This window comes from Streptomyces sp. CB01249, from assembly GCF_001905735.1.
Classification (GTDB): domain Bacteria; phylum Actinomycetota; class Actinomycetes; order Streptomycetales; family Streptomycetaceae; genus Streptomyces.
In genome coordinates this window covers 23,600-46,550 of the sequence record NZ_LISW01000007.1, presented here as the reverse complement: position 1 = coordinate 46,550, position 22,951 = coordinate 23,600, and the positions used below count along the sequence as shown (strand labels likewise).

General features: G+C 70.0%; 24 protein-coding genes. 9 read left to right on the top strand and 15 right to left on the bottom strand.

Annotation, left to right across the window (positions count from 1 at the left end; all coding sequences use genetic code 11):
* Window positions 1-16: 16 nt before the first annotated feature.
* Window positions 17-1,360 (bottom strand): UDP-glucose dehydrogenase family protein, encoded by a 1,344-nt coding sequence (locus AMK18_RS26960; RefSeq protein ID WP_073864821.1) that lies wholly within the window; start codon window positions 1,358-1,360, stop codon window positions 17-19.
* Window positions 1,361-1,535: 175 nt separating this feature from the next.
* On the opposite strand from AMK18_RS26960, the gene AMK18_RS26955 reads away from it, so the two are divergent.
* Together AMK18_RS26955 and AMK18_RS26950 are read left to right on the top strand one after the other, a co-directional pair.
* Window positions 1,536-2,693, top strand: a complete 1,158-nt coding sequence (locus AMK18_RS26955; RefSeq protein WP_018524719.1) for an acyl-CoA dehydrogenase family protein — start codon at window positions 1,536-1,538, stop codon at window positions 2,691-2,693.
* 138 nt (window positions 2,694-2,831) lie between these two features.
* Window positions 2,832-4,427, top strand: a complete 1,596-nt coding sequence (locus AMK18_RS26950; protein WP_073864820.1) for a serine/threonine-protein kinase — start codon at window positions 2,832-2,834, stop codon at window positions 4,425-4,427.
* Window positions 4,428-4,430: 3 nt separating this feature from the next.
* On the opposite strand, the gene AMK18_RS26945 is transcribed toward AMK18_RS26950, so the two are convergent.
* The 8 genes from AMK18_RS26945 to AMK18_RS26910 all read right to left on the bottom strand — a co-directional run bounded on the left by AMK18_RS26945 (window position 4,431) and on the right by AMK18_RS26910 (window position 8,814).
* Window positions 4,431-5,102 (bottom strand): DNA alkylation repair protein, encoded by a 672-nt coding sequence (locus tag AMK18_RS26945; RefSeq protein WP_073864819.1) that lies wholly within the window; start codon window positions 5,100-5,102, stop codon window positions 4,431-4,433.
* On the bottom strand, window positions 5,099-5,338 hold the full coding sequence (locus AMK18_RS26940; protein ID WP_241836647.1) for a hypothetical protein: 240 nt from the start codon (window positions 5,336-5,338) through the stop codon (window positions 5,099-5,101). The genes AMK18_RS26945 and AMK18_RS26940 overlap by 4 nt, the downstream gene beginning before the upstream one ends.
* Window positions 5,339-5,455: 117 nt before the next feature.
* Entirely contained in the window at window positions 5,456-5,884 is a 429-nt protein-coding gene (locus AMK18_RS26935; RefSeq protein ID WP_073864817.1) for a hypothetical protein, read from the bottom strand.
* A gap of 17 nt (window positions 5,885-5,901) precedes the next feature.
* Window positions 5,902-6,342, bottom strand: coding sequence for a hypothetical protein (locus AMK18_RS26930; RefSeq protein WP_241836646.1), 441 nt, complete (start codon window positions 6,340-6,342; stop codon window positions 5,902-5,904).
* A gap of 61 nt (window positions 6,343-6,403) precedes the next feature.
* Complete coding sequence (locus AMK18_RS26925; RefSeq protein ID WP_073864816.1) at window positions 6,404-7,156, bottom strand: helix-turn-helix domain-containing protein; 753 nt, start codon at window positions 7,154-7,156, stop codon at window positions 6,404-6,406.
* The gene (locus AMK18_RS26920) at window positions 7,153-7,680 is read right to left on the bottom strand and encodes a DUF6879 family protein (RefSeq protein ID WP_073864815.1); all 528 of its coding nucleotides are present in this window, start codon (window positions 7,678-7,680) and stop codon (window positions 7,153-7,155) included. The genes AMK18_RS26925 and AMK18_RS26920 overlap by 4 nt, the downstream gene beginning before the upstream one ends.
* Window positions 7,664-7,855: a hypothetical protein gene (locus tag AMK18_RS26915; protein ID WP_073864814.1), complete on the bottom strand. Its 192-nt coding sequence runs from the start codon at window positions 7,853-7,855 to the stop codon at window positions 7,664-7,666. Before AMK18_RS26915 ends, AMK18_RS26920 begins: the two co-directional genes overlap by 17 nt.
* Before the next feature lie 77 nt (window positions 7,856-7,932).
* Window positions 7,933-8,814, bottom strand: coding sequence for a DNA-binding protein (locus AMK18_RS26910; protein ID WP_073865041.1), 882 nt, complete (start codon window positions 8,812-8,814; stop codon window positions 7,933-7,935).
* Window positions 8,815-9,228: 414 nt separating this feature from the next.
* On the opposite strand from AMK18_RS26910, the gene AMK18_RS26905 reads away from it, so the two are divergent.
* The 5 genes from AMK18_RS26905 to AMK18_RS26885 are packed head-to-tail and all read left to right on the top strand — an operon-like array spanning window position 9,229 to window position 12,031.
* A complete protein-coding gene (locus AMK18_RS26905; RefSeq protein WP_073864813.1) occupies window positions 9,229-10,083 on the top strand; it encodes a helix-turn-helix domain-containing protein in 855 nt (284 codons plus the stop codon).
* On the top strand, window positions 10,080-10,292 hold the full coding sequence (locus tag AMK18_RS26900; RefSeq protein WP_073864812.1) for a DUF397 domain-containing protein: 213 nt from the start codon (window positions 10,080-10,082) through the stop codon (window positions 10,290-10,292). The genes AMK18_RS26905 and AMK18_RS26900 overlap by 4 nt, the downstream gene beginning before the upstream one ends.
* On the top strand, window positions 10,289-10,747 hold the full coding sequence (locus tag AMK18_RS26895; protein ID WP_018104012.1) for a hypothetical protein: 459 nt from the start codon (window positions 10,289-10,291) through the stop codon (window positions 10,745-10,747). Before AMK18_RS26900 ends, AMK18_RS26895 begins: the two co-directional genes overlap by 4 nt.
* Window positions 10,740-11,228 carry a hypothetical protein gene (locus AMK18_RS26890; RefSeq protein WP_073864811.1) on the top strand — a complete coding sequence of 163 codons (489 nt, stop codon included), beginning with the start codon at window positions 10,740-10,742 and terminating at the stop codon, window positions 11,226-11,228. The genes AMK18_RS26895 and AMK18_RS26890 overlap by 8 nt, the downstream gene beginning before the upstream one ends.
* A complete protein-coding gene (locus tag AMK18_RS26885; RefSeq protein WP_073864810.1) occupies window positions 11,225-12,031 on the top strand; it encodes a class I SAM-dependent methyltransferase in 807 nt (268 codons plus the stop codon). Before AMK18_RS26890 ends, AMK18_RS26885 begins: the two co-directional genes overlap by 4 nt.
* A gap of 31 nt (window positions 12,032-12,062) precedes the next feature.
* Here AMK18_RS26885 and AMK18_RS26880 read toward each other — a convergent pair whose 3' ends face one another.
* The gene (locus tag AMK18_RS26880; RefSeq protein ID WP_073864809.1) at window positions 12,063-13,343 is read right to left on the bottom strand and encodes an LCP family protein; all 1,281 of its coding nucleotides are present in this window, start codon (window positions 13,341-13,343) and stop codon (window positions 12,063-12,065) included.
* 119 nt (window positions 13,344-13,462) lie between these two features.
* On the opposite strand from AMK18_RS26880, the gene AMK18_RS26875 reads away from it, so the two are divergent.
* Window positions 13,463-14,011, top strand: coding sequence for an acyl-CoA thioesterase (locus tag AMK18_RS26875; RefSeq protein WP_018104007.1), 549 nt, complete (start codon window positions 13,463-13,465; stop codon window positions 14,009-14,011).
* A 20-nt stretch (window positions 14,012-14,031) separates the two neighbouring features.
* On the opposite strand, the gene AMK18_RS26870 is transcribed toward AMK18_RS26875, so the two are convergent.
* Complete coding sequence (locus AMK18_RS26870) at window positions 14,032-15,498, bottom strand: LCP family protein (RefSeq protein WP_443333234.1); 1,467 nt, start codon at window positions 15,496-15,498, stop codon at window positions 14,032-14,034.
* A gap of 179 nt (window positions 15,499-15,677) precedes the next feature.
* Here AMK18_RS26870 and AMK18_RS26865 point away from each other — a divergent pair, with 179 nt between their 5' ends.
* Window positions 15,678-16,709, top strand: coding sequence for a glycosyltransferase family 2 protein (locus AMK18_RS26865; protein WP_073864808.1), 1,032 nt, complete (start codon window positions 15,678-15,680; stop codon window positions 16,707-16,709).
* A gap of 78 nt (window positions 16,710-16,787) precedes the next feature.
* Here AMK18_RS26865 and AMK18_RS26860 read toward each other — a convergent pair whose 3' ends face one another.
* The 4 genes from AMK18_RS26860 to AMK18_RS26845 form a co-directional block, all read right to left on the bottom strand.
* Entirely contained in the window at window positions 16,788-18,272 is a 1,485-nt protein-coding gene (locus AMK18_RS26860) for an LCP family protein (protein WP_239079391.1), read from the bottom strand.
* 259 nt (window positions 18,273-18,531) lie between these two features.
* Window positions 18,532-20,244: an LCP family protein gene (locus AMK18_RS26855; RefSeq protein WP_079199342.1), complete on the bottom strand. Its 1,713-nt coding sequence runs from the start codon at window positions 20,242-20,244 to the stop codon at window positions 18,532-18,534.
* 256 nt (window positions 20,245-20,500) lie between these two features.
* A complete protein-coding gene (locus AMK18_RS26850; protein ID WP_073864806.1) occupies window positions 20,501-21,862 on the bottom strand; it encodes an LCP family protein in 1,362 nt (453 codons plus the stop codon).
* A gap of 183 nt (window positions 21,863-22,045) precedes the next feature.
* Window positions 22,046-22,795 (bottom strand): TIGR03089 family protein, encoded by a 750-nt coding sequence (locus AMK18_RS26845; RefSeq protein WP_073864805.1) that lies wholly within the window; start codon window positions 22,793-22,795, stop codon window positions 22,046-22,048.
* Between the last annotated feature and the right edge of the window lie 156 nt (window positions 22,796-22,951).

Sequence of the window (22,951 nt, the reverse complement as noted above, 5' to 3'; positions counted from 1 at the left end):
GGGCGGGCCCCAGGGGTCAGGCCGTCGGGCGGCCCATCGCGCGGAAGGTCCAGCCGGCCTCGCGCCACGCGACGGGGTCGAGGGCGTTGCGCCCGTCGAGGATGATCCGGTGGCCCGCGACCGCGCCCAGCGCCTCCGCGTCCAGGTCGCGGAACTCGCGCCACTCCGTCAGGTGCAGCACGACGTCCGCGCCGCGCACCGCTTCGAGCGCGCTCTCCGCGTAACCGAGGGTGGGGAAGATGCGGCGGGCGTTCTCCATGCCCTTCGGGTCGAAGACGGTGACCTGGCCGCCCTGGAGGTGGATCTGGCCGGCCACGTTGAGCGCGGGCGAGTCGCGTACGTCGTCCGAGTCGGGCTTGAAGGTGGCGCCGAGCACGGCGACCCGCTTGCCGAGGAAGGAGTCGCCGCCCACGGCCTCCCGGGCCAGCTCGACCATGTGGCCCCGGCGGCGCATGTTGATCGAGTCGACCTCGCGCAGGAACGTCAGCGCCTGGTCGGCGCCCAGCTCACCGGCGCGGGCCATGAAGGCGCGGATGTCCTTGGGCAGGCAGCCGCCGCCGAAGCCGATGCCGGCCCGCAGGAACTTCTTGCCGATGCGCTCGTCGTGGCCGATCGCCTCGGCGAGCTTCGCCACGTCGCCGTCGGCGGCTTCGCAGACCTCGGCCATGGCGTTGATGAACGAGATCTTGGTCGCCAGGAAGGAGTTGGCGGCGGTCTTCACCAGTTCGGCGGTCGGGTAGTCCGTCACGACGAACGGGGAGCCCTCCGCGACCGGGACGGCGTACACCTCGCGCAGCAGCTTCTCGGCCCGCTCGCTCGTCACGCCGACGACGATCCGGTCCGGGTGCAGGGTGTCGTCCACCGCGAAGCCCTCGCGCAGGAACTCCGGGTTCCAGGCCAGCTCCGCGTCGGCGCCCACGGGGGCCAGCTCGGCGAGGCGGGCGGCGAGGCGGGCGGCGGAGCCGACGGGCACGGTGGACTTGCCGACGACGAGGGCGGGGCGGGTGAGGAGCGGCGCGAGCGAGTTGAAGGCGCTGTCGACGTAGGACATGTCACAGGCGTACTCGCCGTGCTTCTGCGGAGTGTTGGTGCACACGAAGTGCACGTCGCCGAACTCCGCCACCTCCTCCCAGGAGGTGGTGAACCGCAGCCGTCCCGTGGCACCCTCGATGCCCGCGACGTGCCGCTGGAGCATTTCCTCCAGGCCCGGCTCGTACATCGGGACCTTGCCGCCCGACAGCATCTCGATCTTCTCCGGCACGACATCGAGACCCAGGACCTCGAAGCCCAGCTCAGCCATGGCCGCGGCGTGCGTGGCGCCGAGATAGCCGGTGCCGATCACGGTGATCCTGAGGGCCATGGAGTGCTCCTGTGAGATGCGGACGGACATGCGGTGAACGAGCATAGTCCCGCCTGTCGGACCTCCCCTTTCCGGCTGTCGCGCAGCTCACGGCCCGAGCGCGTATGCCGGGGGCGGGTCGAACGCATAAAATTGGGTTACTTAACGGTAGTTAGCACCCTGGGGAGTGAGCGTCTTGGCGGGTTCGACCGATTTCGACCTGTACCGTCCGGCTGAGGAGCACGAGATGCTCCGTGAGACGGTGCGTGCGCTCGCCGAGGCGAAGATCGCCCCGTTCGCGGCCGCGGTCGACGAGGAGGCCCGCTTCCCGCAGGAGGCGCTGGACGCCCTCACCGCCGCCGATCTGCACGCGGTCCACGTACCGGAGGAGTACGGCGGCGCCGGCGCCGACGCGCTCGCCACGGTCATCGTGATCGAGGAGGTGGCCCGCGCCTGCGTGTCCTCCTCCCTGATCCCGGCCGTGAACAAGCTCGGCTCGCTCCCGGTCGTGCTGTCCGGCTCCGAGGCCCTGAAGAAGAAGTACCTGGGCCCGCTGGCCAAGGGCGACGGCATGTTCTCGTACTGCCTCTCTGAGCCGGACGCGGGCTCCGACGCCGCCGGCATGAAGACCCGCGCCGTGCGCGACGGCGACTTCTGGGTCCTCAACGGCGTGAAGCGCTGGATCACCAACGCGGGCGTCTCCGAGTACTACACGGTCATGGCCGTCACGGACCCGGAGAAGCGCTCCAAGGGCATCTCGGCCTTCGTCGTGGAGAAGTCCGACGAGGGCGTCTCCTTCGGAGCCCCCGAGAAGAAGCTCGGCATCAAGGGTTCCCCGACCCGCGAGGTCTACTTCGACAACGTCCGCATCCCCGCCGACCGCATGATCGGCGAGGAGGGCACCGGCTTCGCCACCGCGATGAAGACCCTGGACCACACTCGTATCACCATCGCGGCCCAGGCCCTCGGTGTCGCCCAGGGCGCGCTGGACTACGCCAAGGGTTACGTCCAGGAGCGCAAGCAGTTCGGCAAGCCGATCGCGGACTTCCAGGGCGTCCAGTTCATGCTCGCCGACATGGCCATGAAGCTGGAGGCCGCCCGCCAGCTGACGTACTCGGCCGCCGCCAAGTCCGAGCGCGTCGACGCCGACCTCACGTTCTTCGGCGCCGCCGCCAAGTGCTTCGCCTCCGACGTCGCCATGGAGGTCACCACGGACGCGGTCCAGCTCCTCGGCGGCTACGGCTACACGCGGGACTACCCGGTGGAGCGGATGATGCGCGACGCCAAGATCACCCAGATCTACGAGGGCACGAACCAGGTCCAGCGCATCGTGATGGCGCGCAACCTGCCGTAACGGAACGTCTTTCGTACGCGCGCACAGCCCCCGGCCGAGCTGCCGGGGGCTGTCGCGTGTGTGCGGTGATCAACTCCGCGTGAGGCCGTTGCTAGGCTGCGGGCGTTGGCCAGTGCATAACAGTGGGGGAGCGGGCCGATGGACGTGACGGATGTCTTCGAGCCGCTTCAGGCGAACGACCCGACCGAGGTGGCCGGCTACCGGCTCGCCGCCCGGCTCGGCGCGGGCGGCATGGGCCGGGTCTACCTCTCGTACGCCGAGGACGGCCGGGCCGTGGCGATCAAGGTCGTACGCCCCGAGCTGGCCGACGACCCGGACTTCAGGGGGCGGTTCGGCCGGGAGATCCGGGCGGCCCGGCGGGTGCGCGGTGCCTGCACGGCGGAGCTGATCGACGCCGACGCGGAGGGCACACCGCCCTGGCTCGCCACGCTGTACGTGCCCGGCCCCTCGCTCGCCCAGGCCGTGGCGCGGCAGGGCCCGCTGCCGGTGTCCGCCCTGCTGTGGCTGATGGCGGGCATGGCCGAGGCGCTCCGGGCCATCCACGCCGAGGGCATCGTGCACCGCGACCTCAAGCCGTCCAACGTGCTGCTGGCCTCCGACGGGCCGCGCGTGATCGACTTCGGCATCGCGCTGGCCGCCGACGCGACCTCGTACACCACGACGGGCCACCCGATCGGCACCCCCGCGTACATGGCCCCCGAGCAGGCGTCCGGGGAGGGGGCCACGGCGGCGAGCGATGTCTTCGCCCTGGCCCAGACGGCGGCGTTCGCGGCGCTGGGCAAGCCGCTCTACGGTGACGGCCCGGGCGTCTACGTGCTGTACCGGATCATCCACGACGAGCCCGACCTGACCCTGCTGCCCGAGCCCCTGCGCCCGCTGTTCGCCCGCTGCCTGGCAGCCGACCCGGCCGAGCGGCCCGCCCCGGCGGAGATCGTGGAGTGGTGCCGGCAGCGGCTGGGCGCGGAGGCCGACGCGGACGGGGCGCCCGCCGTGTGGCGGGAGATCAGCGGTCCGGAGGTCACGGTTCCGGCCCCGGTGCCGGAGCCCACCCCGGTGCGGATGGATCCCTGGGCCGGGCCGCCGCCGGTACCGGTCGATCGCGGGGCGCGCAGACGGCGCGTCGCGCTGGTGTCGGCCGTCGGCGTGGTGACCGCGCTGCTGGTCCTCGGCCTGGCCTGGCAGGCGATGGGGCCCATGGGCGGGGGAGAGCACCGGGCCGACGCGAAGGCGTCGGAGTCGGCCACCCGGTCGCCGGGGGCGAGGAAGACCACGACGGAATCGGCGGGCGCCTCGGCGGCGGGCAAGGCCGCCGAGGAGCGGACCGCACCGAGCACGTCGCCCACGCCCCGGGAGCCGCAGGCGGAGCCGTACGCCCTGGTCACGGTGGACGCGAAGCGCTCGGTGAACCTCGCGGATCCGCGCAACGAGGTGGACGGCGACAAGGGCGACATCCGCTTCAGCTGCGAGTCGGTCGGGTGTGAACTGAAGAGCGATACGAGCGTCTTCATGCCCATGGACGACAAGCCGGGCACCACGCTCGACGAATGCCGCCTGTTCCTTCCGCACAGCAAGATCCACAACCTCCCGCTGGCGGCCTCGGCGAACGGGAGCGAGATCTGCGTCATGAACGCCTCGGGGGACATCGCGCTGTTCGTGATCGCGACGAAGTCGACCGCGATACCCGACCTCGCCTTCCTGCAGGGAGACCTGACGGTCTGGCGCAACGCGGTCTAGCGCCTACGCCTCGCCCTTGCGCCGCACCATCTCCCCGATCCACACCGGCGCGTACGGCGACGTGCAGCCCTTGGGCGTCGGGTAGTCCTTGAGCACACCGAGCCGCTCGCCGATGTCCAGCGCGCGGGCGCGGTGCTCCGGGTGCTCGATGCCGATCTGGGCGAGGCAGGTGTTCATCGCCCACTGAAGGCGGTCGGGAGCGCCCCGCATCTCGGCCTCGATGACGTCGAGCAGCCCGCCCAGATCGAGCCCGTCGGGCCGCTTCACGACCCGCTCGGCGGTCAGCGCCCACCCGGCGCTCGCGACGACCGGATCGGGGTCCTCCGTCCAGGCGAGGCGCAGCTCCTCCGCGTGGGGGCTCTTCTTCACCACGTACCCCACGAGCCAGTCGTGCACCTTGGGCGCCCGCGCCTCGCGCAGCATGCGGTCCAGCTCGCCTTGCGTGTACGCCTTCGGCCGGCAGACCAGCAACGCGACGAGCCGTGCGGCGGTGTCGCCGCTCTCCCACAGCTCGACGGCCAGCTCCTGCCGCTTCCCCAGCCGCTTGGCGAGGGCGCGCAGCTTGGTGAGGTTCACCCCGTGATCGTCCCCGTGCCGCGCGTTGACGGCACGCGCCTTGGGATCGTCGAGCGCGGCGAGCTCGGCGAGGACGTCGGTGGCGGTTGCCTCGGTCACGAGACGCCGAAGACTTCCTCGGCGGAGGAGGCCGTCGCGGCGCGCTGGAGCCATTCGCCCAGGAGCTGCGGGTCGGTGCAGGTGGCGATCTTCTCGCGGTCCGCGTCGGCGAGCGCGATGCCGAGTACGCCGAGAAGCAACAAGAGCCCTTCGGCCCGGCCTTCGGCCCTGCCTTCCGCCCGGCCCTCGTCCCGGATCTCCTCCGACATGGCGGACTTGTAGAAAGAGGTGTCCACGGCCACCAGGTTCCTCCACTGTTGTGCGACCGGACGACTGCCCAGGCCCTGAGCGGTGAGTATGGCACCGACGTCTGGATTGTCGGCGCAGGCCAGGACCTGGGCGCGGAGTCGACGTCAGGCGGGGTAGAACGTGTGCCGTTCCGCGATCTGGTCGGGGGTGAGTCCGTCGACGGTCAGGTTTCCCGTCCAGAGGTGGTCACGATTGGCGTACGCCGATTCGAACCGAACGCGCTTGCCGCCAGGTTGCAATTCCCACGTGCGTTCACGGAATTGTGCGATGCGGCCGCTGCCGCACACGAACGCCCGTGTGGCTTGGGTCAGTACCCACTGGGCGAGTTCTGTTTCGCCCGCACTGGGCCGTCCGCAGTGGCGGGCCATCTGCCACAGGCGGCCCCAATCGACCCCGGGCGTCAGGGGGCCGACAACGGCAATGTCCCCGAGCCGGCGTTCGTCGCAGTGGTGGGTGGCGTACCCGAAGACCACGCCGGACATGACGTACACGGTCACTCTGCTGCTGCCGGTGAGCGCGCCGCCGGAGGCCATGGGCGGCGCGCCTTCGTTCAGCAACCGTCGCCGTCGCCGCAGCAGGCCGGAGCGTTGCATTCCTTCGCCACGCCCCACATCCGCTCGTCGACGTAGAAGCCGGCTGCCCTGACTCGCTCCACCACGGAACCGATCAGCGGGCGTGTGCGGACGGCGGCCCCGGGTTCGTGGTCCAGGAAGTAGCCGAACTGCTCCTGGCACCAGGCGGCGTAGACGCGCGTATGGAGCGCGAACGAGTGCCAGCCCGGGTCGACGATCCGGGACGGTGACATGTCGAACGCTCGGGTATCGCCCATGACCTTGAGAAAGGCGAGGGCCTGGTCCACGACGTTTCGCGCCGTGCACATTTCGTGGCCGTACTCCGTGGCGCAGAACTCGGACACCTTCTCGAACAGTTCGGGATCGAGAAGGTCCCGTCCGCGTCGCAGGGCGACAGGAGTTTTTACCGTGGTTGCCATGCTGCACCCTTCGTCACTTCGGGATTCGTCACCTCATCGTGACTGGGTGCGGGGCCGGTTCCTAGGCGGTTTCCTGTTCACGCAAAAGCTCGTCCCGGATGCGACCGATCAGCGCTCTCATTTCCTCGCCGGAACGAGCGTACGCGATCGTGACGATTCGGTCATCCTTGATCGAGAACGAGTGCCCCGGAAAATCGCGTTGCGGGGCCGATGGTTCGATGACTCTGATGTCCACGTTGGGTAGCCGGGACGCTGAAATCAGCCGATCGAGCTGCCCGACGAGCACCAGGGGTGGAACGATCCGCCATCGGAGAACCGACTCCGTGATGACGAAACGGAATGTCTTTCCTTCTGAGTACAGGACGCTCTGCCGCGCCAGTCTTGCGCCGATCGTTCGTTCCAACTGTGCTTCGCTCAAGCGCCGTCGAGCGAAGACTGCCCGCACGTACTCAGGCGTCTGGAGCAGGCCGGGGACCAGAGAAGGCTGGAACAGGCGCAGCAGCGTGGTCTGTGATTCGAGGGCCTGGACCTGTTGCTGTTTGCGGCTGTAGCCCAGCCGTCGAATCAGCCGCCACGCCGTGGCTTCCGTCGCTGCCTCTCTGGCTGCGGCCATGTACTCGGCCTTCACTTCATCCGATACGCCTATGGCGGTGAGGATGCAGTCGACGTCGGTGACGCTCGGAGCCGTGTTCCCGTTCTCGATCTTCGACAGCTTGGACCGGGACATGGCAGCGCCACGGGCAACTGCTTTGGCTTCGAGTCCGGAGGACTCCCGCAATGCCCGTAGCGCAGGTCCGAGGCTGTGTTTGTTCACTCGCCGTACTTCGCCCACCAATCGGTGAAGGGGGTGGCATGCTCCATCGCCTTGTCCCTGAACGTCAGGTACGTCGGCAGTCGGTCCTCTCCGAGGAATTCGGAGCCGGTGTACCTGCCGTCCGGCGTGTAGCTCATCCTCCCGACAGTTCGCTCGTCGAACATCCAGAAATCCGGTGCATCCGGGATGGGGTTTCCCTGTGTGGTGGTGTCCAAGATGTAGAACTCCTCACCGGCAGCCATGTTGCGCCGGTATCCCCAGGACAGTTCGAAACGTAGATAGTCCGTCAACGGGCGAGCGAGAATGTGTACGCGATAGATTCGCTTCCCTGACCGGACCGCGTTTCCGACCGTCGTGATCCAGCCGGAGGTTCTGTAACTTTCCGGCTGTGGCTCTCCGGCGAGAAAAGCTTGGTATGCCTCCACTCCGCCCGATTTGCTGTAGTCGTCCAAAGTCTCCAGCCGGAACGCTTCTCGTTCGAAGCCTTCGAGCCAGTCTCCGAGGGACTTAGATGAGGTTGTCACGGACGGCCTTTCGGATGAGCTCGACGGGAATTTCCACCAGAGACTCGTGAGCGGGAAGATCCAGTCCGTGGTCGGCTAAAAGGCTTCCCTGGACGGCGAGTGTTCCCCGGTCCGTCGTGTAGATCGCAGGGCACTCGCCCTCGTCGCACTGGCCAACCAGTCGTGTCAGCTTCACGGAGTCTCCTTACGGACAGGGGCGGTGATCCGATGCTTGCTGCCCCGTTGCCCGGGAGCAAGAGGGCTGAGTTTCCGTTACTGGAAACCGCCGTTCCGGCAGTCGCGGCACTGGCCCGGTTCCGGGGCGCGGAAGGCTCGGTTGCAGTCGTCGCAGTTCTGGAGGGGGATGACCGTGGGTGGCGCGGCCGGGGCCGGGAGCGGGGGTGGCAGGAGGGTGGTGATCCGGTGGCGGAGGAGGCGCGCCGGGTGGGCGAGGGGGGCCGGGAGGTCCGTGGTGAGGGCCCGGCGGATGGCGTCGGGGTGCGCTTCGCGTTCGAGCCAGGCGGCGACCCCCGGGGCGAGGGCGGCGATGTCCGCCTCGGAGAGCGTCAGCACGGGCGCGTGGCGGCGGAGGTCGGCGAGGAGCAGGGCGGCGGTCCGGTGGAGGACGGGGGTGCGGGGCGCGGGCGTCGCGCAGGACTTCGGCTCGGTGCGCGGCTCACGAGGCAGGGGCGTCGGAGCGGCTGCGCGCGGGCGGTCGTACGTCGTGGTGGACGGCGGAGTCGTGGCGCGCGGGGCCTCGTACGGCACCGGCGGCGTCGGGGCCATCGCGTACGGCCGGTTGTGCGACTCCGTACGCGTGCGTACGCGGCCGTCCCGCAGGCGTACGCGGATGCGGCGCAGGTAGCCCGCCGCCTCCAGCTCGCGCAGCGCGGCTGCGATCCGCATCTCGCTCTCCGGGAAGCGCGCGGCGAGCACCTTGACGCCGATCTTCGCGCCCTCGGGCAGCGACTGGATGTGGACGGCGAGCCCGATCGCGAGGAGGGACAGGTCCCCGTGCTGGGCGAGGTGGTTGCCGATGACCGTGAAGCCGGACGTGTGGCGGGAGTTGACGTGGATGACACCGGAGGTCGGTGTGACGTCGCCGGGAGAACCGGGCGGGGCGCACGGGGGCGCGATAGCCTGCTGGGCAGTCATCGGGAAGGTCATTTCTTCCTCGGTGGTCAGGCCCCGGCTGGGATTGCAGGTCCCGGTCGGGGTCGACGCGTGTCTGGGGTTGTTGCCGGGAGCATATGCCCGACAACCGACCCCAAATCCAGCTCAGTTGCCATTTGTCACCCGCGCGAGTGATCGGCGTTCGGACGGGGTTCGGGTGGGGTGGGGTTGGGTTCTTTCCCGAGGTTCTTTCAAAGCGTTTGGCGTCGTGGCGTACCGGGTCGCGGGCTTCCGCGTCGTGGCGCACCGGGTCGTGGAAACCCACGACCCGGTGGCCCGCGCCTGCTTACGGTGAATGTCCGGCGCTTGTCCGGCGTTGTCCCGGCTGTCCGGCGTGACGTGTGGGGACGTCAGCGGTTGAGGAACAAAGGCACGCACGTCGGAAGTGGGGTACGGATGAACGCCAACAACGAGACGGACGAGCACGGTTGGGACGTCGATCCCGAGGACGAGTCGGGCGCGGCGGTGGTCGCCGCCGTGGGCCGCCAGCTCAAGGCGTGGCGCGAGGCGGCGGGGATGCGGGCGGCGGAGTTCGGAGTGCTGATCGGGTACGGGGAGGACCTGATCTACAAGGTGGAGGGCGGCAGGCGCATCCCCCGGCCCGAGTATCTGGACAAGTCGGATGACCTCTTGGGTGCGCACGGCAAGATCGCTGTGATGAAGCAGGACTTGGCGGTCGTGCGGTACCCGAAGAAGGTTCGGGATCTGGCGAGTGCGGAAGCGAAGGCAGTCGAGCTCTCGGCCTACGTGGCGCACGGCTTGCATGGGCTGTTGCAGACCCCGGGCCATGCGCGGGCGCTGTTCGAGGCCCGGCAGCCGCCGTACTCGCAGGACGAGGTGGAGCGGATGGTCGCCGCGCGCATGGCTCGACAGTCGATCTTCGAGCGTTTGCCCGCGCCCTCCCTCAACTTCGTCCAGGAGGAGTCAGCACTCATGCGGCCCATCGGAGGCAGAATGGAGTGGCGGCGGCAGCTTGAACGATTGCTGGAGGTGGGAGACATGCGCAATGTCACGCTCCAGGTCATGCCGACGCATCGCGAGGCTCATCCGGGGATGGACGGCGACATCAACCTGTTGAAGTTCGCGGACGGCACGGCGATCGGGCGTTCACATGGAGCGTTCAACGGACGCCGGGTCACCGACGCGAGGCACCTCCGTATCCTCGACCTGCGGCATGGCATCATCCGGGCCGAGGCTCTCACTCCTGGGGAGACTCGGGCCCTCATTGAGCGAGTATTGGGAGCGACATGAACTGCGGAACTTCTGCGCAGGGTGACTTCGAGTTGTTCTGGATCAAGAGCAGCTACAGCAGCAACGGCAACGAGGGCGACTGCGTCGAGGTCGCCGCCGTCCCCGGCACCGTCCTCGTCCGGGACTCCAAGGACATCCACCGCCCCCACCTCGCGCACGCCCCGCATGCCTGGGCGGCCTTCGTCGCCCACGCGGCCCACGCCGCATGACGCACCCCCACCTGCCCACCACCGAGGCCGCCGTCACCGCCGTACGGGAAGTCGCCGAGGCGTACAACCTGGAGGTGACGGTCACCGACGACATCGGGGCCGACCAGACCTCCCGGCGGGACTCCGCGGGGGCGTTCGCCGTGGTGGACGCGGACGGGTCGCTGCCGCACGAGGCGTTCATCGAGCTGGGCGGGGTTCCGGCCGTCACCGTGCAGGTCTTCCCGGAGGACGACGCGCGGATCACCGTCGACGGGGTGGTCTTCGAGGACGTGCCCAGGGACTCCGTGCCCGCGTTCCTGCGGTCCGTGTACGGCGGGATGGCGTACGTGAAGGGCCGGTTCTTCCCGCCGGGGCAGTGGCTCGTCGTGCCGCTGCCCGGGGACGAGACGTACAAGGAACTGGTGCCGCGCGCCATGCTCAGCCCCTGGCTGTCCCGTAACTTCCGCGGTGCCTGAGGACATCGGGAGTCTCACCCGGCTCTTCGACGCGCTCGGCGCCGAGGACCCCGAGGGGTGGGCCGAGTCCGAGGCCGAGGAGGGGCTGCCGCAGCTCGCCCGGTTCCGGTTCCTGCGGATGGTGTGGCAGGACATCGACGCCTGGAGCACCACCGCGTCCGACTGGGTCGCCGCCTACCGCAGGGACGGGGCGGCGGGTGGCGCGGTCGAACGGGCCGTGCGGCTCGGGCTGACCGCCGAGGATCTCGGCGAAATCGCCCGCGAGGTCGCCCGGGAGACCGCCTTCGCGTTGCTCCAGGTGCTGGACGATCCGGACCGGGGTGACGAGCCGGACGAGGTGGCGGGGCGGTTGCCCGGATGGTTCCTCGGTGAGAAGTCCGCGCATGACGGACCCACAGGGCGCATACTCAACGCCCTGCACGAGGACCTGAACGAAGCGGAACCGCAGACCCCCACCCGTACCGGAGGAGACGACACATGACCGCGTTCGACGTGATGGAGCGGCGGATATGGGGCGGGCAGGCCGACGCCTACGCCCGCACCGCCGCCCGGCTCTGCGTCCGCACCGTGCCCGCTCTGCTGGACGCCGCCGGTGTCGCGCCCGGGACGCGCCTGCTCGACGTGGGGTGCGGAAGCGGCAACGTGACGGCCGCCGCCCTCGGGCGCGGCGCGGCGGTCCGGGCCGTGGACGCCGAGCCCGGCATGGTCGAGGCGACCCGGCGCGCGGCGCCCGGGGCCGAGGTGCGCTCCGGGGTACTGCCCCAGCTGCCGTACGCCGACGGGGAGTTCGACGCGGTCGTCGCCAACTTTGTGATCAACCACGTCGGCCGCCCCCTGGAGGCGCTGGTCGAGATGCGCCGGGTCACCCGCCCCGGAGGCACGATCGCGGTCACCGTCTGGCAGCTCCCTGGCGCTCCGGGCCAGGCACTCGTGGGCCGCGCCGCCCAGGCCGCCGGGCTCACCCGGCCCGACTGGATGGCCACGGTGGACGAGGAACGCAACTTCGCGCGCACCCCGGACGGCCTCGCCGCACTGCTCACCGCCGCCGGGCTCGCAGACGTACAGGCCGACACGCACACCTGGGACCACCGAGCCGCCCCCGACGACTGGTGGGCGGGCCCCGCCGCCGGAATCGGCGCGATCGGCACCCTGCTCACCAGCGCCGGCCCGGAGGGCGTGGCAGCGGCCAAGCGCGAGTACGACGCGCTGTGCGGAGAATTCCTCGCGGAGGACGGCCTGTTGACGCTGCCGCACGCGGCGGTGCTGGCGAGCGGGACGGCGTAAAGGCCCCGGGCGGGGCCCCGCGCCCCGCCCCTCAGTTCTCCGTGACCGTGACCTTCTCGTCGTTCTTCAGCTGCTCGACCAGCTTCTTCACCTTCGCCTTGTCCCAGGCGAGGTTGGAGCCCACGTTGCCCGCGATCGGGATGTTCATCGACGTGCCGTCGCCGCCGGTGACGCCCTTCATCGCGAAGAACATCTTGCCGAGCGACCAGAGCGACATGTCCTTGTCCACGATCAGCGTGTCCAGGCCCGCGCCCATCGTCGGGTACAGCTTGAACGGGTTGACGATCGTGGAGAAGGTCGCCGTCTGGCTGGCCAGGGCCGCGAGGAACTTCTGCTGGTTCTTCGTACGGTCCAGGTCCGAGGTGAAGGCGTGGCGGGTGCGGACGAAGGCCAGGGCCTGCTGGCCGTCGAGGGTCTGCTTGCCGGCCGGGAAGTCGGCGCCCGACCACTTGTCCTTGAAGGCCTTCGGGATGTCCAGTTCGACCCCGCCGATCGCGTCCACGATCTTGGCGAAGCCGCCGAAGCCGATCTCGACGTAGTGGTCGATGTGCAGGCCGGTGTTGAACTCGACCGTGCGGACCAGCAGCTCGGGACCGTCCGTGGCGTACGCGGCGTTCAGCTTCGTCGTCTTGCCCGTGGCCGGGTACTTCTTGCCCGACTCGGAGCCGATGAACGACGGGATCTCGACGTTCGAGTCACGCGGCAGCGAGACCAGCGTCGGGCCGTTGTCGCCGGTGTGCAGGATCATCATCGAGTCGGTCCGCTTGCCGTCGGCCGAACCCGTGTGGAGCCGCTTCTTGTCCTCGGACGTCATGCCCTCACGGCTGTCCGAGCCGACGATCAGGTAGTTCGTCCCCTTGCCCGCCTCCGGCCGCTCGATGACCTTCGACAGGTCGACGGCGCGGTTCAGCTTGGAGTCGGCCCAGAAGTACGTGCCCACGGAGACGGCGAGCAGCGCGACGACCAGGACCAGCGCGCCGATCCGGATCCGACGGCCCCAGTTCGGCGCGGGGCGGGGACGGCCCTGGGCGGGGCCCTGGTCGCCGCCGCCATGACCCGCGCCACGGCCGCCGCCGTACACCTGCCCGGTGTTGTAACCACTGTCGTACTGCGGGTTACCGTCGTCGTAGCCCGAGGGCTGCTGCGGCACCGGGCGCTGCCTCGGCGGCGCGGGGCGCTGCGGCGGCGGGGCCGGGCGGCGCTGGACGTGCGGCATCGAGCGGGCGCTCTCGGGCCGCTCGCTCGCGCTGCCCTGCCCGTAGCGGTTGCCGCTGCGGTTGTCGTCGGTCCAGCCGTCGGGCCAATCGTTCATACGGACCAGTGTGCCGTCCGGGGCCACCCCTCTTACAGGGTGGGAGGAAAATCGCACCAGGGCTGTTGCGAAGCTGATGCATTGCGACGGCGTTCCGGCCCCCGCATAAGGTGGACGGCATGACAGATCAGGCTCCGCGCCCGGAGAGCGACATTCCGGCCAAGCCCACCGCGGCCTCCCGGACCACCCTCAGCCACATCATGACCGGCAGCGACACCAATCTGCTGGGGACCGTGCACGGCGGCGTGATCATGAAGCTGGTCGACGACGCGGCGGGCGCCGTGGCCGGCCGGCACTCCGGCGGCCCCGCCGTCACGGCCTCGATGGACGAGATGGTCTTCCTGGAGCCGGTCCGCGTCGGCGACCTCGTGCACGTACGCGCCCAGGTCAACTGGACCGGCCGCTCCTCCATGGAGGTCGGCGTCCGCGTGATGGCCGAGCGCTGGAACGAGTCGACGCCCGCGACCCAGGTCGGCAGCGCGTACCTGGTCTTCGCCGCGGTCGACGCGGACGGCCGGCCCCGCCCCGTACCGCAGGTGACCCCGGAGACCGAGCGCGACAAGCGGCGCTACCAGGAGGCCCAGATCCGCCGCACGCACCGCCTGGCGCGGCGCCGCGCGATCAGGGAGCTCCGCGAGAAGCGGATCGCCGAGGGCATCGAGGACTGAGGCCGCGGGTGCTGCCCGTCTCACGGGCACACCACCTCGTCCCCCTTCACCGCCCCGAACCTGCCCGGATCCGGCTCCTCCGCGTGGACCCGCTCGACCTTGGTGTAGTCCTCGCCCGCCGTCACCCGCATCGTCGCCCCCTGCCCCGGCACCGCCCGCAGCTCCGCCCCCGGCAGCGCCGCCGCCAGGGTCTTCGCGGACCGGTCCCAGCGCGGGTCGAACGTGACCAGGGTGTGCTTCAGGTCGTGCTGCGGTGCGGTGAGCGGGGCCCGGGTCGTGTCGAAGCCGGTTGCGTGCAGCGCGTCGTCGACCTTGGAGCCCAGGCCGTCCTTCGCGGTGCCGTTGTAGACCTGGACGCGGATCTGCTTCGGCGGGACGTCCACCTTCTTCGCGGGGGCCTTCTGGGCGGGCCGGGCGGTGGTCAGGGGTTTGTCCTCGCGCAGCGCGGTGAACAGCTGCTTCGACTTCACCGGGTCCCACTTCACCGTGGATCCGATGCCCTTCACCTGGTACGCCACATCGCCCATCGGCACCGAGGCGAATTCGGACGACGCGGGGGAGAAGCCCCGCATCGCCTGGCCGAGGGAGAGCATCTGCTCCGTGTCGAAGCCCCGGTCGGCCCGTACGGACTTCAGCATCGTCGAGGCGACCTCGCGGAACTTCACCGGGTTCAGCAGCACCCCGCTGCTCGTCGCCTGCTTGATCAGCGCGGCCATGAACCTCTGCTGGCGCTGCATCCGGCCCAGATCCGCGGCCCCGTCGATGTGCCGGGACCGTACGTACTGGAGCGCCTGGCCACCGTCGAGCGTATGGGTGCCCGGCGCGAGGTCCAGGCCGGTGTAGGAGTCCTTCAGCGGGCGGGCCGTGCAGATCTTCACACCGCCGAGGGTGTCGACCGTGGTCATGAAGCTGGTGAAGTCGACCTCCAGGTAGTGGTCGATCTTGACGCCGGTCATGCGCTCCACGGTGCTCACGGTGAGGCCGGGACCGCCCTCCGCGTACGCCGCGTTCAGCTTCACCGGGTGCGCCGCGTGCTCCTCGCCGGTCGTACGGTCCCGATGGGCCGGGATCTCCGCGTAACTGTCGCGCGGCAGGCTCACGACGCTGGCGCGCTCCTCGTCGGCCGACAGGTGCACCAGCATGATCGTGTCCGTGCAGTGGCAGGGCTCACCGCCCAGCCGGTACTTCTGCTTCTCGTCCTTGCTGATCTTGTCGCGGCCGTCGGTGCCGACCAGCAGCAGATTCATGCCGCGCCCGCCCGCGGGCCGGTTCTTCATGTCCTTGAACGGGTCGACCCGGTCGATCCCGCTCTCCAGGTTCGTCACGACCGCGTGCCCGATCCCGCCCGCCCCGAGCACCAGGACCGAGAGCCCGGTCGCGACCCGCATGCCCCAGCGCGGCCGCTCGTCCTGCTTTCTCGGCCGCCGGCGCCGCGCGGGCGCGGGGCGGGGCCGGGCGGGACGGGGGGAGCGGTGCGGCGTGGGCACGGGGGGACACCTCCGCGGTGCGAGGGGGACCGTTCGCACGGTAGGCCCATACGATCCTCATCCCGGGAGGCCACCCGGGCGGCGCGCGCCGCTGTCCCCCATTCGCGGTAACGTGGCGGCCGAATACCGCCTGGTGGGGTACGAGCCCCCGGCGCCCCCGAGGACCCCCCGAGGACCACATGTCTGCCGCGCAGCCTCCCGCCGTCTCCGTGATCATGCCGGTGCTCAACGAGGAGCGCCATCTCCGTAACTCCGTACGCCACATCCTGGAGCAGGAGTACGCGGGCGAGATGGAGGTCGTGATCGCGCTCGGCCCGTCCACGGACCGTACGGACGAGATCGCCGCCGAGCTGGTCGCGGAGGACCCCCGCGTCCACACCGTGCCGAACCCCACGGGCCGCACCCCCGCCGCCCTCAACGCCGCAATCAAGGCGTCAAGCCACCCGATAGTCGTCCGCGTCGACGGCCACGGCATGCTCTCGCCGAACTACATCGCGACCGCCGTCCGGCTCCTGGAGGAGACGGGCGCGCAGAACGTCGGCGGGATCATGCACGCCGAGGGCGAGAACGCCTGGGAGGACGCCGTCGCGGCGGCCATGACCTCGAAGATCGGCGTCGGCAACGCGGCCTTCCACACCGGCGGCCAGGCGGGCCCCGCCGAGACCGTCTACCTGGGCGTCTTCCGCCGGGAGGCGCTGGAGAAGGCCGACGGGTACAACATCGAGTTCATCCGCGCCCAGGACTGGGAGCTGAACTTCCGCATCCGCGAGTCCGGCGGCCTGATCTGGTTCTCGCCCGAGCTGCGCGTCCAGTACCGCCCCCGCCCCTCCGTCCGGGCGCTCGCCAAGCAGTACAAGGACTACGGCCGCTGGCGCCACGTCGTCGCCCGCTACCACGCCGGCTCCATCAACCTGCGCTACCTGGCGCCCCCGACCGCCGTCGTCGCCATCGCGGCCGGCCTCGTGGTGGGCGCGGCGGTCACCCCGTGGGCGCTGGTCGTCCCCGGCGGGTACGTCGCGGCGATCGTCGCGGGCTCCCTCCCGGCGGGCAAGGGCCTGTCGCTGAAGGCCCGCGCGCAGATCCCGGTCGCGCTGGCGACCATGCACATGTCCTGGGGCTACGGCTTCCTGACGAGCCCGCGCGCGCTGGCGAAGAAGGTCATCGCGAGCCGCCGCCCGGCCATCGCCGAGCCGGGCGCGCCCGTGGCCTGACCCGGGCCTTCCGCCTGGATCAGGCAGACGAGAGGGGGCGCCCGGCCGGACCGGGCGCCCCCTCTCGCGTACCGCCTGTCAGCTCTTTCCGTCCCACCGGTAGACGGAGTAGATGTCCATGCACTGGCTCTTGTCCGCGGCGTTGATGTCGTCCGCGCCGTCCGGAAGGTCACCCGCCTCGACCTTCGGGGCCTTGTACACGGTGCCGTCGCGCCAGTCCGCACCCACGACGACGGTCAGCCCGCCGGCCTTCGCGTCGGCCTTGACCGAGGTCGTCGGGAGGCCCAGCGCCTTGGCCACGGACAGCGCGTCCGACTTGCCCTGGTCCCCGTCCTCCTTCGCGTACCGCACCACCGTGTCCTTGAGCGGCTCGGCGTCCTGCGAGGTCTCGGCCTCGGCGAAGCCCTTGCCGTGCAGGAGGTCGGCGATCTCGGTGGCCCGTCCGTCCTTGGGCGCCTGGCCCACGCCGGTGCCGTTCACCACCGAGATGCCGAGGGTCGCCGGAGCGGCCGCGGGCGGCCCGGAGGGGGTCGAGGAGGACGAGGGCTTCTTCTTCTCCTTGCCGTTCTTGTCGAACGCGACGTCCTCACGGACCAGACGCCACAGGGCGTCCGCGGACTTCTCGACGGGAACGAGCTTGTTCCGGTCCTGCGACCATTCGGCCGTCGGCATCGTCGCCATGGTGATGCGGTCGATCGGCACGCTCTTGAGCTGCATCGACAGGTCGTAGAGCTTCTTGACCGAACGGATCTCGTCGGAGACCTGGAGAGCCTTGGTGGCCGTCTCCGCGAGGTCCATCAGCCGTCCCGCGTCCGACCAGAGGTTCTGCTTCTTCAGCGTGCGCAGCATGGAGTTCATGTACATGTGCTGCGCCTTGGCGCGGTTCTGGTCATTGCCGAAGGCATGCCGGGTACGCAGCCACTGCAGCGCCTGCTTGCCCTGCACCGTGCTTGTGCCGGCCGGCAGCTTGAGCCCGGAGCCGCCGGGAACCATGGTGGTCGGCCGGTCCCACACACCCGTCTTCACGCACACGTCGACCCCGCCGATCGCGTCCGCCATGGCCACCACGCCCGCGAAGTCGAGCATGATCCAGTGGTCGATGTAGACGCCGGTGAGCTTCTCCCAGGTGGTCAGCGTGCAGCCGGGACCACCGCGCTGGAGGGACTCGTTGATCGGGCTGTTCTCCGTCGCGGGGTACTTCTGACCGGTCTCGGAGTCCGTGCACTCCGGGATGGGGAGGATCGTGTCGCGCGGAATGCTGACGAGCGAGGAGTTCTTCCGGTCCGCCGAGATGTGCAGCAGCATCTGGACGTCGGCCCGGGGCTTGTCCCCGACCGTGTCCTTGCTGCCGCCGAGCTTCACGTTCTCCGCGCTGTTCCGGCTGTCCGAGCCGATCAGCAGGATGTTGAGCGGGCTCTCGCCCTTGGCGTTCGGCGCGGTCTTCTTCACACCGCTCTCGCCGCCGCTGCGGGCGCTGCTGCGGATGTTGTTGTTGAGGTGCCGGTAGTAGAGGTATCCGGCGGTGGCGGTGCCCAGGACGAGCACCGCCATGGATATCGCCATCCACTTGAACACCCGGCGTTTCCGGGACTTCTTCGCAGCCCGTTTGCGCGACTTGCCGCGCCGGTGGCTCGCGCGGCCACCCGCGGCGTCGCCCGTCCCGGCGTCACCGGGGCGCGCGCCGTCACGCTCGCCGACGCCCTCGTCCCCGCCCTGCCGGCGGGAGTGCGTCCGCGACCGCGTCCCCTCCCCAGGCGGCGTGCTGCTCCGTCCCACCAGGACCCCCCTGCTGCTCAGACTCGTATGGTGCGGTGACGCGGTGTCACTTGGAGCACCCCGCGGATGCGGCACTGGACTTCGGAATGTCGATCTTCTTCGGCGCCGTGATGGGCGTACCGGCCGCCTGGAAGTCCTTGCCCAGCGTCAGCACCATCGCCTGAAGCCCCTCGGCGTCGGTGGTGCCCGGCTTCATCGCGGAGCCGGGCAGGCCCATCATCTCGGCGAGGGCACGGGCCTGGTCCGCCTGGTTCGGGGCGTATTCCAGCGTCGTCTTGGCGATCTTCTCGGGCGCGTTGGCCTTGTTGGTGGACTTCAGGACGCCCTTGGTGTTCTGCAGCCAGGTGACCGTCTGCTGAGCACCGCCGGGGACGTCTCCACCGTTGTACACATCGACCCGGACGTCGGCCGCCGCCGCCTTGGTTCCCTTGAGGAGCGCGTCCTGCTTGCTCTTGGCCTTCTTCTTCTGCGCGGCCACCTCGGTCAGCGAGGTGTCGTCGCGCAGCATCGAGAACAGCTGCTCCGCCTGCGTCGGGTGCGGGACGACCGTGACGGGCTTGGGCTCGTCGGGGTTGTCGATCACCGGCATGGTGACGAACGTGATGTTCTTCGTGTCCGTCTTGGTGATCTCCTTGGCGAGCTTGCTGAGCTTGGGCACGTCACCGATGGGCTTGTCGACGGTCAGTGCCTTGGTCGCCGCGTCCGCCACCTTGAACAGCTTCGTCGGGCTGGTCAGCGTGTCGTCCGACTTGGCCTGCTTGATCATCGAGCCCATGAACTGCTGCTGGCCCTTGATCCGGTCGAGGTCGCTCTCGTTGGAGTAGGCGTGCCGCGTCCGTACGAACGCCAGCGCGTCCTCGCCCTGGACCTTGTTGGGTCCTGCCGGCAGCTTGAGGTGGGACTTCGGGTCGTCGATGGCGTGTTCGAGGCAGATGTTGACGCCGCCGACCGCCGTGGACAGGGTCTTCACCGCGTTGAAGTCGACCATCATGAAGTGGTCGACCTTCACCCCGGTCAGCTCCTCGACCGTCTTCATCGTGCAGCCGGGGTCGCGGCCGGACTCGCCGAGGCTCCGGTTGAACCGGACGTGCTGGATGCCCGGGATGTTCTTCTTCGAGCCGTCCTCCTGCACGGAGGAGCAGTCCGGGATGTCGGTGATGAGGTCGCGCGGGATGCTCATCGCCGTGGCGTTGGTGCGGTCCTGGGAGACGTGGAACAGGATGTTCGTGTCCGCGTGGCCGACGCTGCCCTTGTCGCCGTAGCCCTCGTTGCCCTTGCCGGTGCGTTTGTCCGTACCGATGATCAATATGTTGATCGGGGCGTTGGCGGTGACGACGTCCTTGTTGCCGGCGTCGCCGATGTCCACGGTGTTGATGTTGCCGTTGAGGCGCTGGTAGAGCCAGTAGCCACCGGCCGAGACGCCCACGAGCACGAACGCCATCGCGCCGCCCGTCCACAGCAGCGCCTTCTTCTTGCGCGACTTGGGAGCCTTGCGCTTACGACGGCCCGGACCGGCGTCGCCGGGTGCGGGGCGTTCCTGGCCGCGCGGGCCGTTCGCCGCCCGCCGCCCGCCCTGGCGCGGCACCTCGGTGCTGCGTCGCGGGGAGTCGTCGGCGGGTGCGCGGCGAGGGGTGCCGGACGGCCCGCGCCGGGCCTGGGGGACCGAGGGCCGGGGGGAATTCCCTCCGGAGTGGTTCAGTCGCAGTTCGTAATCGCCGGTGTCCGGGTTGAGAACCCACTGGTCTGCGGGATCATCCATGTTGTCCGCCCGCCCACGGCTTTGCGCATCCACGGTTGCTCGAGTCCTCCGTCGGTGCCACGCGAGGCGCCTCCCCCGAAAAGGCGCTCAGTCTTTCTCTCCAGAAGTGCGCGGCCGGACGGCCGGTAGCACCGGATCGCGTCACACTATCCGTCTCATTCGGCGTCCAGCGACGCGCGTGACACATTCCACGGCCCTTACAACCGGGCATTCTTCCCATTGCGCGCGGAATGTTGGTGTCTGTTTGGCCATTGCTTTACTGCTTGCACAGGTCGGTCGCGGCATTGTTCCCCGAATACGTGGGTGTGGGCGACGGCCCCGAGGCGTCGGCCGAGCCCGGATTCTTGTCGTCGCTCTTGTCGTCGCCCTTGAGCTTGTCGGCGGGCACCACGGCGACCGGCTTGTCGTCGCGGAGCTGCTTGAAGAGCTTGTCCGCGTCCGGCTGCACCAGTTCGTCCCGGTTCCGGTCGAGGTGGTACGGCTGCCGCGGCACCGTCAGGAACTGCACCTTCTCGGTGGGGACGTCACGCATGCCCCGCACCAGGTCGTAGAGGTCCTTCAGGCTGTCCAGGCCCGGGTCCGTGGTCAGCGCCTTGGTGGCCGCGTCGAGCACCGGGTAGAGCCGCGTCGGGTTGAGCAGGACGCCGTTGCTCTGCACCTTGTTCACGAGCGCCCCCAGGAACTGCTGCTGGCGGTCCATCCGGTCGGTGTCGCTCCCGTTGCCGAGCGACTTCCTGGCCCGTACGTAGCCGAGCGCCTGCTCCCCGTTGAGCTTGTGGCGGCCCGCGCCGAGCTTGAGGTGGGCGTCCTTGTCGTCGACCGGCTCCTTGAGGCAGATCTCCACCCCGTGCACCGCGTCGACCATGTCCTTGAAGCCGTTGAAGTCGATGACCATGTGGTGGTCGATGCGGATGTCCGTCATCTTCTCCACGGTCCGGATGGTGCAGGCGGTCCCGCCCATCTCGAAGGCCCAGTTGAACTGCGCGAACTGCGCCCTGGTGGTGGTCTTGTCGGCCTTGTGGCAGGCCGGGATGTTCACCATCAGGTCGCGCGGGATCGACATCGCGGTCGCGCTCTTCCGGTTCGCCGCCAGGTGCAGCAGGATCGTCGTGTCCGAGCGCTGGCTGCCGCCGTCGTCGCGGCCGTACTTGCGGTTGTCGCCGGCCCGGCTGTCCGAGCCGATCAGCAGGATGTTCTCCGCGTCGTGCACGACGGAGACCGGCCGCTCCTTCTCGTACGCCTTCAGCTCGGCCGCCGCCGAGGTGTCCGTCCGGATGTTGCCGTCCAGCTTCTTGTACAGCCACCAGCCGACGCCCGCCGCGACGAGCACGACGAACGAGACGCCGATCGCGGTCCAGCGCAGCCAGTGGCGCTTGCGCTTGACGGTGATGTCGAGGCCCGCGCCCCCGTCCCCGCCCTCCGGCGATTCCTCCCGGGCGGGCCCGGGACCGCTGCCGGACCCGCTGCGGGTCTCACCGCCGGGGGCGGCCGCCGCTTCGGGCGTGTCCTTTTCGCCGGATCCGCCCTCTTCGCCGGGCGGCGGCGCGTCCTCCGGTGTCCGGTCCTCGCCCGCGGCCGAGTCGTCGGGGTCGCCCGGAGTGCCGGAGCTTTCGGTCACGTCTGCGTCCATCCTTCACGTTCGGCGGCGCGCTGGGCCGCCGGTCGCAGAAGTAGACGGCTGAACCTCACGCTTGGTTGTGCCTCGGCAGGTCTGTACGGCAGATCATGTACCGGAGTTGAGCGCCGACACGGGGGACTCGGCCCACGATGGGCCGGACGGGTGCCCCGCTCATACCGCTTGTCATACCGTCAGCGTGACCCGCTCGCTCTCCACCCGCTGCGCCAGCGCGTCCGCGCCGAGCCGGTCGAGGTGGCGGCACAGGACCACGGAGCCCCCGGTCGCCAGCGGCGCGTAGAGCCCGGCGGCGAGCCCGTCCCAGGTGTCGTACGTACGCCCCGTCAGCAGCCGTGAACCGGCGCCCAGGCCCAGCGCCGCCCCGTCCTCGCGGCCCCGCGCCACCAGCTCCGCCGCCGTGAACGAGGCCCCGCCCACCGTCAGCGCCGGCGCGTCCGGGTCCACCGGGGCGAACGGCGCGAACCGGTCGCCCTGCCCCGGCACCTCCACCGCGTAGTCCGCGAAGCCCTCGGGCGCCTGCGGGAACCGCCCGCCCAACGGACGCAGCGCCAGGGCGATCCGCTCGCCCCGGCAGGCCCGCGCCGCGTCCAGCGTGTCCGGGCCGGAGACGACCAGGTCGGCGGCGGCCGGGTCGCCCTGCACCTCGGCGACCACGCCGACCGAGGCACAGGCCAGCAGCCAGACCGCGGACTGCCAGTGCGCGGGGAGCAGCAGCGCGAGCCGGTCGCCGGGCTCGGCCGCCAGATCGCCCTGGAGCAGGTTGGCGGTTTTGGCCACCCAGTTGGCGAAGGTGGCCACCGACAGCTCGACGCGCTCCCCGGTGGCGTCGTCGTAGAAGGTGACCAGAGGGCGGGCCGGATCCGCGGCGAGCGCGGAACGCAGCAGGTCGGCAGGGGTGCGGTCGCTGGCGTTCATGGGCGGAAGCGTACGCGGCCGCGTACACCGGTCCTTCGGACGCGCAACCGAATGTCCCGGAGCGCGTCTCTACAAGGAACCGGGACCGCCGTCCGAAGGCGCGCCATACCCGTCTGCATAAACTGGCCAGCCGAAGAAGCTGCTGTCCCATCCCCG